Source organism: Paucibacter sp. XJ19-41, from assembly GCF_028462495.1.
Classification (GTDB): Bacteria; Pseudomonadota; Gammaproteobacteria; order Burkholderiales; family Burkholderiaceae_C; genus Roseateles_E.
In genome coordinates this window covers 18892-32542 of the sequence record NZ_JAQOWX010000052.1, presented here as the reverse complement: position 1 = coordinate 32542, position 13651 = coordinate 18892, and the positions used below count along the sequence as shown (strand labels likewise).

Genomic DNA, 13651 nt, shown 5'->3' with positions numbered 1-13651 from the left:
CCCGCCTCGGGGCCGACGGCGCCGTCCTCGCCAGCCCGCTGCCGGCCGGGCGGCGGGTCTATCTGCACCTGGTGACCGGCGCGGCGAGCCTGGCGCTCGAAGGCCAGGACCATGCCGAACAACTACGGGCCGGCGATGCCCTGGCCTGGCCGCGCAGCGCCGGCTTCAGCCTGCGGGCCAGCGGTGGCGAAGCCGCCGAACTTCTGTTGATCGATCTGCAACCCTGAGGCCCCAACGCCCATGACCACATCCCGCAAAAGCTACCGCCCCGTACCGCTGCTGGGCTTCACTCTGCTGGCCATCGCCGCCGGCTACTGGAGCCCGGCCTCGGTGTTCGCCCAGGCCCAGCCCTATCTGGCCCTGGCGGACCGGCTCGACCGGCCATCGGACGGCTATTGCATCGACATCGCCGGCTCGGGCCATTGGATCGATGTGTCGGTGCCGTTGAGCGCGCACAACTGCAAGGGGCCGGGCATCTATCCCGACCAGGCGGTGCGCTACGAGCCCGTCAGCGGCCAGGTCCAGTTCTACCAGCTCAATGTCTGCTTGACGGCGCTGGGCCGCGCCGGCCGCACCCTGCCCCAGATGCCGCTGCTGGCCCAGCCCTGCACCACGCAAGGCACCCCCATGCCGACGGCCTTTGCCAGCGCCACGCTGCAGGCCTTCGACTTCCGGCCCGATGGCCGGCTGGAACTGCGCGGCACTGGCCTGTGCGTGGTGGCCGGCAAGCACTCGGACACCACCTTCAGCCTGGCCGACAAATGGCGAGCGCTACAGATGGACAGTTGCGCCGCAGCGCCGACGCCGCTGTCGGTGTGGGTGAAGCCGCCCAGGCCGGCGAGCTGAGGGCTGTGCCTGGGGGATTGGTCAGTTCAGCCCTATAGCTCGATACCGCTCAAGCGGCAGCCGTGCTCAGCCGGCGCAGTGGATGACCTGGCGGCGCAACGTGGCTTACCGCTCGTTGGAAAGCGGCGGATCGCGTGATCTCGGTCGGCACGCGAATTGATTGGCCTCCATCGAGCGTGACCAAGTCTATGCACTGAAGGCCGAAGTACGAAGTACGGCGGACCACTAATTTGTCTTGCCAGCCCAACTTGGTCCGATCGCCGCTCGGACGCATCGCACCTTCAATTCCCTCCGCCGAGATCGTGACCCAAGTGAACACCCTGGCAACGATATACAGCAGCAGCGCTGTGCCGATGCACGCGAGCAGATCAAAGGCGCCAACCGCGCCTTCTTTCAGGACGCCCGGCAGCAAGAACAAGGCGCCAAGCGATGCAAGCCTCAAGCGGTATCTAAGCAATGTTCGGTGAACAGCATGGGCAGGGAGGCTGAAGGACACTTGCATGGACCTGCTTCTAGGATTCAAACGAGACAGCTTAGCGCCGTCGGGCGGCCAGCCACGGTCTGGCCTGTGCCGAGAGCGGACCGGAACCATGCTCAGCTGGCAGGCTGAGCAAAGTCTCCAAGCGATGGCCTGCGCATGCAAGCGCGATAATCCGCCGCTTGCCCTCCTGAAGCACCCGCCCATGTCCGCCGACCAGCAGCCCAATCCCGTCAAGACGCGCATCGAAACCGAAGTGCGCCGCCGCCGCACCTTCGCCATCATTTCCCACCCCGACGCCGGCAAAACCACGCTGACGGAGAAGCTGCTGCTGTTCTCGGGCGCGATCCAGATTGCCGGTTCGGTGAAGGCACGCAAGGCCTCCCGCCATGCGACCTCGGACTGGATGGAGATCGAGAAACAACGCGGCATCTCGGTGGCTTCGTCGGTGATGCAGATGGAGTACCGCGACTGCGTGATCAATCTGCTGGACACCCCGGGCCACCAGGACTTCTCGGAAGACACCTACCGCGTGCTGACTGCGGTCGATGCGGCGCTGATGGTGATCGATGCGGCCAACGGCGTGGAGCCGCAGACCCGCCGTCTGCTGCAGGTCTGCCGGGCCCGCAACACACCCATCCTGACCTTCGTCAACAAGATGGACCGCGAGGTGCAGGACCCGCTGGCGCTGATGGACGAGATCGAGCGCGAGCTGGGCATGACGGTCGTGCCCTTCACCTGGCCGGTGGGCATGGGCAAGGCCTTCCACGGCGTGATGGACCTGCGCAAGCAGCAGATGCGGGTGTTCGCGCCGGGCGAGGACAGGGCCGCCGGCGAGGAGGAGGTGCTGGCGGGGCTGGACAATCCCGAGTACGCGGGCCGCTTCGGCATGCAGTACGAGCAGGCCCAGGGCGCGATCGAGCTGGTGCGCGAGGCGGCGCCGGCCTTGGACCTGGACGACTTCCGGGCCGGCCGGCAGACGCCGATGTTCTTCGGCTCGGCCGTCAACAACGTCGGCGTGCAGGAGATTCTGGACTCGCTGGTTGAGGTGGCGCCGGCGCCCGGCGAGCGGGCCGCGCTGCCGCGCGGGGTCAAGCCGGAAGAAACGAAGTTCAGCGGCGTGGTGTTCAAGATCCAGGCGAATATGGACCCGGCCCACCGCGACCGCATCGCCTTCCTGCGCGTGGCCTCGGGCCATTTCGAGCGCGGCATGCGGCTCAAGGTGGTGCGCTCCGGCAAGGAGCTGCGGCCGAATACGGTGGTGAGTTTTCTGAGCCAGCGCCGCGAGCTGCTGGACGAGGCCTTCGGCGGTGACATCATCGGCATCCCCAACCACGGCGTGCTGCAGCTGGGTGACACCATCACCGAGGGCGAGGCCCTGCAGTTCACCGGCCTGCCCTTCTTCGCGCCGGAAATGTTCCGCAGCGTCGAAGTGGCCGACCCGCTGAAGACCAAGCAGCTCAAAGCCGGCCTGACCCAGCTGGGCGAGGAAGGTGCGATCCAGGTGTTCCGCCCCATCGTCGGCAGCGTGCTGCTCTTGGGCGCGGTCGGCCAGCTGCAGTTCGAGGTGGTCGCGCACCGGCTGGAGCATGAATACGGCGTCAAGGCCCGCATCACCGGCAGCCGCTTCCAGGTGGCGCGCTGGGTGACCTGCGACGATGAAAAGGAGCTGAAGCGCTTCATCGACGCCAACGATCACCGCATGGCCTATGACGCGGTGGACGCGCCGACCGTGCTGGTCGAGTACGCGCCCGAGCTGCGCGCGATCGAGGCCAACTGGCCCAAGATCAAGTTCCACGCGCTGCGCGAGCATGCGGGGCTGGTGTTCCAGAAACGCATGGACGGTTGAGCGGCTCGCCGTACCTGTTCGCCACGCGCCGCGTCCTGCGGGCAAGCACCAAGGTGTGACGCAGCGGCACACCCGCTACCATCCCCTCCTACAAAACACAGGGAGGGAAACCGATGGCCTACGACGGCATGGACCGCTTGCGCCCGCTGGCGCTGATTTGCCTGAGCTTGACCGCCTGCGGTGGTGGTGGAGGTGGCGACAACACGCCGCCTCCAAGCGCCGAGGCCAGCGCCGACCGCTACGACCTTGGCTGGAACGCCTCCGCCACCACGCTGAGGGTGCTGGACAACGACAAGACCAGCGGCGGCGAAGCGGTGCTGAGCATCGTCGATGTGCCGAAGAATGGCATGGCGACAGTGACGGCCGGAACCGTCAGCTATACGCCCAAGTCAGGCTTCTACGGTGAGGACAGTTTCAGCTATGCCGTGGCCGTAGGCAATAGCCGCGCCACCGGCCAGGTCACCCTGAACGTGACGGCCGCGCTCACGCTGCAGGGTCTGGTTCACGACGGCCCGATCGCGAATGCCAAGGTCAGTGCACAGATCGGCAACCAGGTCTTCGAGACGACGACCGATGCGCAGGGACGATATTCGCTACCGATCCAGCTGAGACGCCCCAGTGACTTCGTCAGCCTGAGCGCAAAAGGTATCGGGTCGCAAGCGCATATCGAGCTGACCAGTCTGATCGGTGAAGCCGCAGTGCTGGCTCGGGCCGCTCAGTCCGCAAGCCTGAGCGATACCGAGCTGCCTTCCCTGCGCATCAATCACCTCAGTTCAGCCATCGCGGGGCTGATAGCCCAAGGCCGCGAGGCGGCGGCACTGCCGCGCAGCCAGACGGAACTCCAGCAAGCCAGCGCCGCGCTGAGTCAACTGGAGCTGCTCAACGCCGCCGCGCTGGTCAAGCTGGTGGTCGATCACCAGGTCGCCCTGCCGGCCGGCAGCAAGACCACCCGTGAACTGCTCAGTTCCGCCACCGCGCTGAGCGAATTCCAGCGAGCCCAGTTGCGCACAAATTGGACCCAGTTCCTGCAGGCTCGGGACGATACGACCGGCGATCCTCTGCTCAGCCGCGTCCCGGCCCTTGGCGACAGTACCGCCGCGCAAGTTTTCTACCTGACCCATGGTGTCGGCGGCGCAATCACCCCCGATGCCCTGCGCCTGGCGCTGCAGCCGGACGGCCGTGCCCAGAGTGATTGGCGCGGCGGCGCCCGCGAGGCCAGCTGGAAGCGGGAGACCGATGCACTGGTGCTGACCTTCGACACTCCGCAGATTGAGGAGGTGCAGGCCGAGGCTCCCATGGGCAGCATGGAGCGCTGGACCACCACCGGCCTGCGCATCGTCGACCTGGGTGCCGGCAATGGCCTGTTCACGCCGGCCGGTCTGCGCCGTGTTGGCGAAAGCCGCAACATCGACCATCCCCAGCTCAGCCGTGATCTGAGCGAGGATCTGCTGATGATGCGCCGCTACGACGCCAAGGCCCTGCCAGGGCTGGGGGCCGGTGCGCTGGAACCAGGCACGCGCTGGATCGGCCCGACCGCAGCAGGCCTGGCACAAGGCCTGCGACAGGACATCCTGCACATCACCGGCACCAGCAGTGCACGCTTCGAGCGAGCGGGCCTGGAGCTGAGCTGGGCTCGAGGCAGCGATGGTGCGCTGGAGCTGAGTTTCCCGGACGGCCAGCTGCGGCATCGCTACCTTCGGCTGGGCCAGGGCCCGCATGGCGAAGAGCGCTGGCTGCTGGAAGAGTGGCTGGACGGCAAGTTCCTGCGCGCCGACGAGTTGATGGCACTGCGGGCACCGGCCACGGCCCCGGCCTTGCCGGCAAGCCTGCTCGGCGTCTGGAGCAGCAATCTGGGTGCCCCCTACCTGGAGCCGGCGCGGTATCACCTGCGGGCTAACGGCAGCGGGGCGGTAGAGAGCGGCATACCCACGCCCGGGCAGCCGGAAATCCCGCTGGATTTCGGCCATACCTGGCGCCTGCTGGCTGACGGGCGGTTCGAGATGGCGCGCGGCTGGGGCCCGCTCGATCAGGTCTGCGATCCCTTCGCTGGCAGCACCGATTGCCGGGTCTTTTCGCGACGCTTTTGGACGCCGGTGGCGGTTCAGGGTACGACGTACTTCATGCTTGAGCAGGGCCCGTCCTCGATCAGCAATACCCGCTTCGTCGCGATGAAGTGGTCGGCGCTGCCCTGAAGGCTGATGTTCCAGCAGCGCATCGACGACGGACTCTGCCCACAATTGCACGGGCCGGCAACTTGCCGGGGCGAGATGCGCACACAGCGCACCTACACTGCGCCGCGTGCATTCTTCCGACAAAATCAGCCCGCCGACGCGGCGCGCCCTGCTGGCTTCGGCCTGGACCCTGGCCTGGCCGAGCGGCGCCATGGCCGGGCAAACACGGCTGCGCGGCTTCACCGAAGCCCTGCCGCCGCTGAACCACGAGGTCGAGGGCCGGCCTGGCGGCTTCAGTGTCGAGCTGCTTCGGCTGATGGCGGCACAGGCCGAGCTGTCGGTGGACATCGAGCTGATGCCCTGGCCGCGCGCGCAGGCGACGTGGGCCCGGACGCCAGCCAGCCTGCTGTTCTCGCTGACCCGCACGCCCGAGCGCGAGGCGCAGTACCAATGGGTCGGGCCGATCAGCCCGCGTCGCGTGATGATTTACCGGCTGGACAGTCGCACCGACGTGTATCTCTCCAGCCTGCAACAGCTGCACGGGCTGCGGCTGGGCGTGGTGCGCGACTCGGCAGCCGGCCGGCAACTGCTGGCCGACGGCCTCAAGCCCGGGCAGCAGCTCGAATGGGCCAGAGACGATGAGAACAATCTGCGCAAGCTGCTGGCCGGCCGTATGGAGCTCGTGCTGATGCTGGACTGGGCGGCCGCCTGGCATCTGCGCCGCCTGCAGCTGCCCTACAGCAGCCTGTGCCCGGTGCTGCCCCACGACACCGACAAGTCCTACTGGTACGGCCTGCCGCCCGATACCGACCCGGCTCTGGTGAAGCGCCTGCAGACGGCGCTGGACCGTATCAAGCGCGATGGCCACTATGCGCAGCTGCGGCAGCGCTACTTCGCCTGAGCGACCGGGAATCGCTAGACTGGCGGGGCCCACCGTCGCCCAAGGCCGCCCATGACCATTCTGCAGACCGAACGACTCCGCCTGGAACCCTTTGCGGACCATCATTTCGAGGGTCTGCACGCGATCGACAGCGACCCCGAGGTGATGCGCTACATCAGCGGCAAGCCCGACACGCGCGAGGACACGGCGGCGGGGATCGCCCGGGTCAAGGCCCGCTGGGCCGAGTGGGGCTATTCCTGGTGGGCCTTCATCGAGAAGGACAGCGGCCAGATCATCGGCTCCGGCTGCATCCAGCACCTGGCACGCGACAAGGCCAATCCGCTGGAGATCGGCTGGCGGCTGCGGCGCGACCGCTGGCACCAGGGCTTGGCCTCGGAGGCGGCTCAGGTCATGGCCGCCTTCGCCTTCGACACGCTGGACACGCCGCAGCTATGCGCCGTCTGCCACCCCGACAACAAGGGCTCGGCGCGCGTGATGCAGCGCCTGGGCATGAGCTATCGTGGCAGCGAGCGCTGGTACGAGATGGACACCTCGGTCTACGAAATCAGCCGCGCGGACTGGCAGATACGGACCGGATCCTAGTCAGGAGGCCCACGATGCAGACCCTCGACGAGATGCTGACGCTGAAGCTACTGACCCCCGACCAGCATGACGAAATCCGCGCCTGGGCGCGCCGGGCCAAGACGCCCGAGAAGATCATGCAGATGCCGCCCCATCTGTGGCGGGCACTGGAGGAGGCCAGCGTGCTGATGGATTTCGACGCGGACCTGGCCACCAGCCAGTAGCCGCCGCGATGCTGCGCCGGCCGGGGCGCAGCCATCATCATCAACCGGACATTGCTGCAGTGCACAATAGGTGCTCCACCAGCCTCGGGAGCCTGCATGCGCCGCGTTGTCTTCAATCAGAAGGGTGGGGTCGGCAAGTCGACCATCACCAGCAATCTGGCCGCCATCGCGGCCGCGCGCGGTCGGCGCACGCTGCTGATCGATCTCGACCCGCAGGGCAATAGCAGCCGCTATCTGCTGGGCGACACGGCCGACAACGCGGCTGCCGGGGCGGCCGAGTTCTTCGAGAGCACGCTGAAGTTCAGCGTGCGCGCGCCCAAGACCGATGACTTCATCGTCGAGACGCCCTGGCCCGGTCTGCAGCTGATGCCCGCCAGCCCGGCGCTGGACGAGCTGCACGGCAAGCTGGAGAGCCGCTACAAGATCTACAAGCTGCGCGACGCGCTGCTCGATCTGGCCGAGGACTACGACGAAATCTGGATAGACACGCCGCCGGCGCTGAACTTCTACACCCGCTCGGCGCTGATCGCGGCCGAGGGCTGCCTGATCCCCTTCGACTGCGACGACTTCTCGCGCCGCGCTCTTTACGGCCTGCTGGACAGCGTGCAGGAGATCCGCGCCGACCACAATGCGGAGTTACGGGTCGAGGGCATCGTGGTCAACCAGGTCCAGCCGCGCGCCAGCCTGCCGCAGCGCACCGTGCAGGAGCTGATCGACGAGGGCCTGCCGGTGTTGCAGCCCTACCTCAGCGCCAGCGTCAAGATCAAGGAGTCGCACGAGCTGGCGCGGCCGATGATCCATCTGGATCCGCGCCACAAGCTGAGCCTGGAGCTGGTCGCTTTGTATGAAGGATTGAACCCGGGCGCCTGACAGCAGGACGCCCGGGCCCAAGACCTACTGCGGCACGCTCAGCACGCCGGCGTCGAAGGCGATCGCGTCCGCAGCGGCCGGTGTCGCGGCCCAGGGCGGCACATCGCTGGCCGCCAGCGCGGTCGCGGCGGCGCGCGGCGTCGTGCGCACCACCTGGCTGGCCGGCAGGGCCGTGCCGTTCTTCAGATGGGCCCACATCTGGTCCATCGCGCGCACGAAGTAGACGTGCAGCGGGATGTAGCGGGTCTCATAGCCCAAGAGCGCGCCGAAGGCGATGAAGCTGTCGAAATGCTGCGCATTGGTGACCTCGTAATAGCGGGTCTTGGCCGTGGCCGCCTCCTGCACCAGGTTCTTGCCGTAATAGGCACGCCCCGCATGGTTGACCGGGATCAGCGTGTCGTTGCGGCCGGCCACGATGATGGTGGGCAGGCCGCGCAGCTTGGCGCTGAGCTGAACCTCAGTCATGCCGGCGATCACACGGTCCGACCAGGCTTTCATATTGCCGAACAGGCCGGCGCCGCTGACCGGGTCCTTGGCCGTCACCAGCGCGCGCATGCACAGCGCGCCATCGAGCGCGAAGTCGGCCGTGGCGCTGGTCGGCGAGACGGCCAGGAAGTCCAGCTTGGCGCCACCAACGGCGTCGTTGTAGACGATGTTGACGCCCGAGGTCGGCGGCACGCCGTTGCCGCCCGAGAACAGCGAGGCCTGCACCGCCGGCACCTGGGCGACCACATCGCCAGTGGCATTGGTGTTGGCATAGCTGAAACCGCAGACGTTGTCGGTGACTTTGAAGCGACCGTAGCTGTTCACATAGGTCATCACGATGGAGTTGGTCGCAAAGCGGAAGTGCGACTGCTGCAGGTAGTTGGTCTCGGCCATCCAGCCATAGGCGTTCATCTTGGCCAGCGCTTCATCGGCTTGCTCGGCCAGGCTCGCGCCGGCCAGCAGTCCGCGGGTCTTCAGCGCGGCGCAGCGGTTTTGCGCGGCCGTGGTGTAGGCGGCCGGCCAGAAGGCCGCGTTCAGCGACAGCCCGGCCTGGGCCGAGAGGGCCGCGCAGGGCTGGTAGATATTGGCGAAGGTGAAGTAGTCGATCAGCGGCTTGCTGTGCGTGGCCACCGTGGCCGCGCCCTGCTTGATCGTCAGCCCGGTATTGGCTCCGGGCTGGGCATTCGGCTCGGTGACGGCCACGCCGTCGATCAGGCTCTCGGTGTCCTGTTCGGCCGCCGCCAGCGCGGCGCCGCCGCCGTTGGACACCGAGGACGCGATCACCGTGGTGTTGGCCGGCGTGATCACGACTTCCTTCTTGCCAGGCTGGGCGGCGATGTCCTTGCCGTACTTCTCGTTGAGCACATAGAAGGCGAACTTGATCGCCCGCAAGGTGTCGCGGCCCCAGTCCTTCTCGGGGTTCTGCTGCGAGTGCGCATGCTTGTAGGCGACCCGGTTCGGGAAGGCCGCGTTGTAGCCCAGGCGCTCGGCCTCGCTGAGATCGGCCTTGAAGTGCGCCTTCTTGGCGGCCGCCGTCGCGCTGGCGATGGTGCCGTCGATCTGGATCACGTTGTCGCTGGTCAGGTCGTGCAGGCCGTTGCCCGAGCCCTTGTCCACATAGGCCACCGCGCAGCCGCGCTTCAGACCCCATTCGCCGGCCGTGCCGATGGCACCGTAGACGCCGCGCGAGCCCGAGGAGGTGGCGCTGACGATGCAGGGCTTGGTGGCATCGAAGCCGGCCGGCACCTGGACCATCATGACCACGTTCTGCTTGCCCGAGCCGTCGTCGGCCACCGCGATGTGCTCGCTGCCGGCCACCTTGCCCTCGCCCAGCGTGTCGGCGCCGGCGTTGTCGATATTGGGGCCATAGAGCCGGCCGAAGCCGCCCGACGCGGTGTAGTCGACCAAGGCGCGGTAGTTGGTGAAGATGGCGTTGCGGCGCGCCTCGGCGACGGTGGGCGCCAGCGGGTTGGCAAAGGCCGGCGCGGCGGCCGCCAGCAGGCCGGTCTTGCCGAGGCCGCCGGTCAAGAGGTCGTCGCTGGCGCCGTCATAGCTGGCCGCCGCCACGGCGCCACTGACGAAGCTGGGCAGGGTGTTGACCACCGGTGCCGGAGCCGGCGGTGGGGCTGGCGGCGGCGCCGGATCGTCGGAACCGCCGCAGGCGCTCAGCAAAGCGACGGCCAGGCAGGAGGAGGTTGCGGTGAAGCGTTTCATCGATAATGTCTCCGGTGGTTCGGTGGGGCCTCTCGATGGGGGCCTTGATCCGCTCAGCCCATGGTGACAATCCCGAGTCGGGACGGCTGGCAGTCCGCTAGGCTAGGCAGCCATGCACATCAGCAACAGCCCCGTGATTACGCCCGGGTTTTCCCCAGCCGAGACCTTTGCGGCCCTGAGCCCGCTGGGCCTGGTGCTGGCTCGCGAGCGCGTGCTGCTGTGGGTCAACGAGGCCTTTGCGACGATGTTCGGCTATCCCCGCGAGGACCTGATCGGCCAGAGCTTCTGCCTGCTGTTCGCGACCAGGACCGAGTTCGAGCGCATCGGCCTGCGCATGCAGACCGCGCTGGGCCAGAGCGGCCACTACCAGGACGAGCGCCTGATGCGCTGCCGAGACGGCCGGCTGCAGTGGTTTCGCGTCCATGGCCACACCAGCGACCGCTCGGCGCCGCTGCGCGAGGCGGCCTGGGTCTTCGAGCCGCTGACCGGCGGCGTCGCGCCCGACGCGCTGAGCCCGCGCGAGCGCGAGGTGCTGGCCGGCATGGTCGGCGGCCAGACCGCCAAGGAGTGCGCGCGCGAGCTCGGGCTGTCGCCGCGCACCGTCGAAAAGCTGCGCGGTCGGCTGCGTCAGCGCTATGGCGTGCACACCGCCGCCGGGCTGATGGGCCGGGTGCTGGGATTGCCGTGAACGTCATCCGGGTAAGCCCTTGCGCAATCGTACGTAAAGGTCTTCACCCTGCCCCGGCCACCCGGGATCGCCCTACATTGAGCCTCCAACTCTAAGAAATGCCGATGAGCGAACTCATCCTGGAGACACGCGGACTCACCAAGGAGTTCAAGGGCTTTACCGCCGTCGATGGCGTGGACCTGCGGGTCCAGCGCGGGCATATCCATGCGCTGATCGGCCCCAACGGCGCCGGCAAGACCACCTGCTTCAATCTGCTGACCAAGTTCCTGGAACCGACCCGCGGCGCCATCGTCTTCAACGGTGTCGACATCACCGGCGAGAAGCCGGCCCAGATCGCGCGGCGCGGCGTGATCCGCTCGTTCCAGATCTCGGCGGTGTTCCCGCATCTGACGGTGCTGGAGAACGTGCGCATCGGATTGCAGCGCTTCACCGGCACCAGCTTCCATTTCTGGAAGGGCTTGACCGGCTTGAAGCAGCTTGACGACCGGGTGCTGGCCCTGCTGGAGCTGGTGGACCTGCGCGAGATGGCGGCGCTGAAGGCGGCCGACCTGCCCTATGGCCGCAAGCGCGCGCTCGAGATCGCAACGACGATGGCGATGGAGCCGGCGCTGATGCTGCTGGACGAGCCGACCCAGGGCATGGGCCATGAGGACGTCGAGCGTGTCACCGATCTGATCAAGCGGGTGGCCGAGGGCCGCACCGTGCTGATGGTTGAGCACAATATGCGCGTGGTCTCGAAGATTGCCGACCGCATTACCGTGCTGGCGCGCGGCGCCGTGCTGGCCGAGGGCGACTACAACGAGGTGTCCAAGCACCCGGCGGTGCTGGAGGCCTATATGGGCAGCGAGGCGACCGAGCTTCAAGGGGCCCACTGAGCATGAGCGAGATTGCACTTCAAATCACCGATCTGCAGGCCTGGTACGGCGAAAGCCATATCCTGCACGGCATCAATCTGAGCGTGCCCAAGGGTCAGGTCATGACCTTGCTGGGCCGCAACGGCGCCGGCCGCACCACCACCCTGCGCGCCATCATGGGACTGACCGGCGAGCGCAAGGGCTCGATCAAGGTGCATGGCCAGGAAACCATCGACCTGCCGACCCACCGCATCGCCCATCTGGGGCTGGGCTACTGCCCGGAGGAGCGCGGCATCTTCGCCTCGCTGACCACCGAGGAGAACCTGCGCCTGCCGCCGCGCCTGCCCGGCGGCCGGGGCAAGCCGATGAGCGAAGCCGAGATCTACGCGATGTTTCCGAACCTGGCCGAGCGTCGCCAGAGCCAGGGCACACGCCTGTCCGGCGGCGAGCAGCAGATGCTGGCCGTGGCCCGCATCCTGCGCACCGGCGCCGACATCCTGCTGCTCGACGAGATCTCCGAGGGCCTGGCCCCGGTGATCGTCCAGGCCCTGGCCCGCATGATCAAGACGCTGAAGTCCCAGGGCTTCACCATCGTGATGGTGGAGCAGAACTTCCGCTTCGCCGCGCCGCTGGCCGATCACTTCGTCGTGATCGAGCATGGCAGCGTCGTCGAATCCTTCCCCGCCGCCGAGCTAGAGGCCAAGAGAGCCGTGCTCGACGAGCTGCTCAGTGTCTGAGTCCCCCATCACCTTCACATGCCCATCAAGGAGACAAGCATGACCTACTCTCTCAAACGCGTCGCCCTGGCCGCCGCCGCAGCCTGCGCGCTGTCCGGTGGTTCCTTCCAGGCCCAGGCCCAGGTCTCCGGCGATGTGGTCAAGATCGGCATCATCACCGACATGTCCAGCCTCTATGCCGACATCGACGGCGCTGGCGGTGTCGAGGCCATCAAGCTGGCCATTGCCGATATGAAGGGCATGGTCGCCGGCAAGAAGATCGAACTGATCTATGCCGACCACCAGAACAAGGCCGATGTGGCCGCGTCCAAGGCGCGCGAGTGGATAGACACCCAGGGCCTGGACCTGCTGATCGGCGGCACCAACTCCGGTGCCAATCTGGCGATGGCCAAGATCGCGGCCGAGAAGAAGAAGCCATTCATCTCGGTCGGCGCCGCCTCCTCGCGCCTGACCAACGAAGACTGCACGCCCTACACCATCCACTATGCCTATGACACCGTGGCCCTGGCCAACGGCACCGGCAATGCGGTGGTCAAGAGCGGCGGCAAGAGCTGGTACTTCCTGACCGCCGACTATGCCTTCGGCGCCTCGCTGCAAAGCGATGCCACGGCTGTCGTGCAAAAGGCCGGCGGCACCGTCGTCGGCAGCGTCAAGCATCCGCTGTCGGCCAGCGACTTCAGCTCCTTCCTGCTGCAGGCCCAGGGCAGCAAGGCCCAGATCCTGGGTCTGGCCAATGCCGGCGGCGACACGATCAACTCGATCAAGGCCGCCAACGAGTTCGGCATCACGAAGACGATGAAACTGGCCGGCCTGCTGATGTTCATCAACGACATCCACTCGCTGGGCCTGCAGGCGACCCAGGGCATGTACTTGACCGACGGCTGGTACTGGAACCAGAGCCCCGAATCGCGCGTCTGGGCGCGTCGCTTCTTCGAGAAGATGAAGCGCATGCCCTCGATGCTGCAGGCCGGTGACTACTCGGCCACGACGCACTACCTGAAGGCCGTCGAGGCCACCAAGACCGACGACGCCGACAAGGTGATCGCGCAGATGAAGGCCACCAAGGTCAACGACTTCTTCGCGAAGAACGGCGAGATCGGCCCCGACGGTCGGCACCGCTACGACATGTATCTGATGCAGGTGAAAACCCCGGCCGAATCGAAGGAGCCCTGGGACTACTACAAGGTCGCCCAGGTGATCCCGGCCAACGAGGCCTATACGAAGATCTCCGAGAGCAAGTGCCCCTTGATCAAGAAGTGACCTGACGACGTTG

At 67.0% G+C, this 13651-nt stretch carries 13 protein-coding genes and 1 pseudogene; 12 read left to right on the top strand and 2 right to left on the bottom strand.

The window, feature by feature from the left end; all coding sequences use genetic code 11:
* Together PO768_RS14875 and PO768_RS14870 are read left to right on the top strand one after the other, a co-directional pair.
* Positions 1-227, top strand: a pseudogene (locus PO768_RS14875) (hypothetical protein); the annotation flags it as partial.
* 13 nt (positions 228-240) lie between these two features.
* The gene (locus tag PO768_RS14870; protein ID WP_272646675.1) at positions 241-846 is read left to right on the top strand and encodes an RICIN domain-containing protein; all 606 of its coding nucleotides are present in this window, start codon (positions 241-243) and stop codon (positions 844-846) included.
* Between the two features lie 49 nt (positions 847-895).
* Here PO768_RS14870 and PO768_RS14865 read toward each other — a convergent pair whose 3' ends face one another.
* Positions 896-1348, bottom strand: a complete 453-nt coding sequence (locus PO768_RS14865) for a hypothetical protein (protein ID WP_272646674.1) — start codon at positions 1346-1348, stop codon at positions 896-898.
* A 181-nt stretch (positions 1349-1529) separates the two neighbouring features.
* Here PO768_RS14865 and PO768_RS14860 point away from each other — a divergent pair, with 181 nt between their 5' ends.
* The 6 genes from PO768_RS14860 (at position 1530) to PO768_RS14835 (ending at position 7900) form a co-directional block, all read left to right on the top strand.
* On the top strand, positions 1530-3173 hold the full coding sequence (locus PO768_RS14860; RefSeq protein ID WP_272646673.1) for a peptide chain release factor 3: 1644 nt from the start codon (positions 1530-1532) through the stop codon (positions 3171-3173).
* A 113-nt stretch (positions 3174-3286) separates the two neighbouring features.
* Positions 3287-5365 carry an Ig-like domain-containing protein gene (locus PO768_RS14855; RefSeq protein ID WP_272646672.1) on the top strand — a complete coding sequence of 693 codons (2079 nt, stop codon included), beginning with the start codon at positions 3287-3289 and terminating at the stop codon, positions 5363-5365.
* A 106-nt stretch (positions 5366-5471) separates the two neighbouring features.
* On the top strand, positions 5472-6245 hold the full coding sequence (locus PO768_RS14850) for a substrate-binding periplasmic protein (RefSeq protein ID WP_272646671.1): 774 nt from the start codon (positions 5472-5474) through the stop codon (positions 6243-6245).
* A 51-nt stretch (positions 6246-6296) separates the two neighbouring features.
* A complete protein-coding gene (locus PO768_RS14845) occupies positions 6297-6827 on the top strand; it encodes a GNAT family N-acetyltransferase (RefSeq protein WP_262972122.1) in 531 nt (176 codons plus the stop codon).
* Between the two features lie 14 nt (positions 6828-6841).
* The gene (locus tag PO768_RS14840; RefSeq protein WP_137944301.1) at positions 6842-7030 is read left to right on the top strand and encodes a hypothetical protein; all 189 of its coding nucleotides are present in this window, start codon (positions 6842-6844) and stop codon (positions 7028-7030) included.
* 96 nt (positions 7031-7126) lie between these two features.
* On the top strand, positions 7127-7900 hold the full coding sequence (locus tag PO768_RS14835; protein WP_272646670.1) for a ParA family protein: 774 nt from the start codon (positions 7127-7129) through the stop codon (positions 7898-7900).
* 24 nt (positions 7901-7924) lie between these two features.
* On the opposite strand, the gene PO768_RS14830 is transcribed toward PO768_RS14835, so the two are convergent.
* Positions 7925-10099: a 3-hydroxybutyrate oligomer hydrolase family protein gene (locus PO768_RS14830; RefSeq protein ID WP_272646669.1), complete on the bottom strand. Its 2175-nt coding sequence runs from the start codon at positions 10097-10099 to the stop codon at positions 7925-7927.
* A gap of 112 nt (positions 10100-10211) precedes the next feature.
* Here PO768_RS14830 and PO768_RS14825 point away from each other — a divergent pair, with 112 nt between their 5' ends.
* The 4 genes from PO768_RS14825 (at position 10212) to PO768_RS14810 (ending at position 13638) form a co-directional block, all read left to right on the top strand.
* Positions 10212-10787 (top strand): LuxR family transcriptional regulator, encoded by a 576-nt coding sequence (locus PO768_RS14825; RefSeq protein WP_272646668.1) that lies wholly within the window; start codon positions 10212-10214, stop codon positions 10785-10787.
* A 104-nt stretch (positions 10788-10891) separates the two neighbouring features.
* Entirely contained in the window at positions 10892-11662 is a 771-nt protein-coding gene (locus PO768_RS14820) for an ABC transporter ATP-binding protein (RefSeq protein ID WP_137944305.1), read from the top strand.
* A gap of 2 nt (positions 11663-11664) precedes the next feature.
* Positions 11665-12378 carry an ABC transporter ATP-binding protein gene (locus PO768_RS14815; protein WP_272646667.1) on the top strand — a complete coding sequence of 238 codons (714 nt, stop codon included), beginning with the start codon at positions 11665-11667 and terminating at the stop codon, positions 12376-12378.
* A gap of 39 nt (positions 12379-12417) precedes the next feature.
* Positions 12418-13638: an ABC transporter substrate-binding protein gene (locus PO768_RS14810; protein WP_137944307.1), complete on the top strand. Its 1221-nt coding sequence runs from the start codon at positions 12418-12420 to the stop codon at positions 13636-13638.
* Positions 13639-13651: the final 13 nt, after the last annotated feature.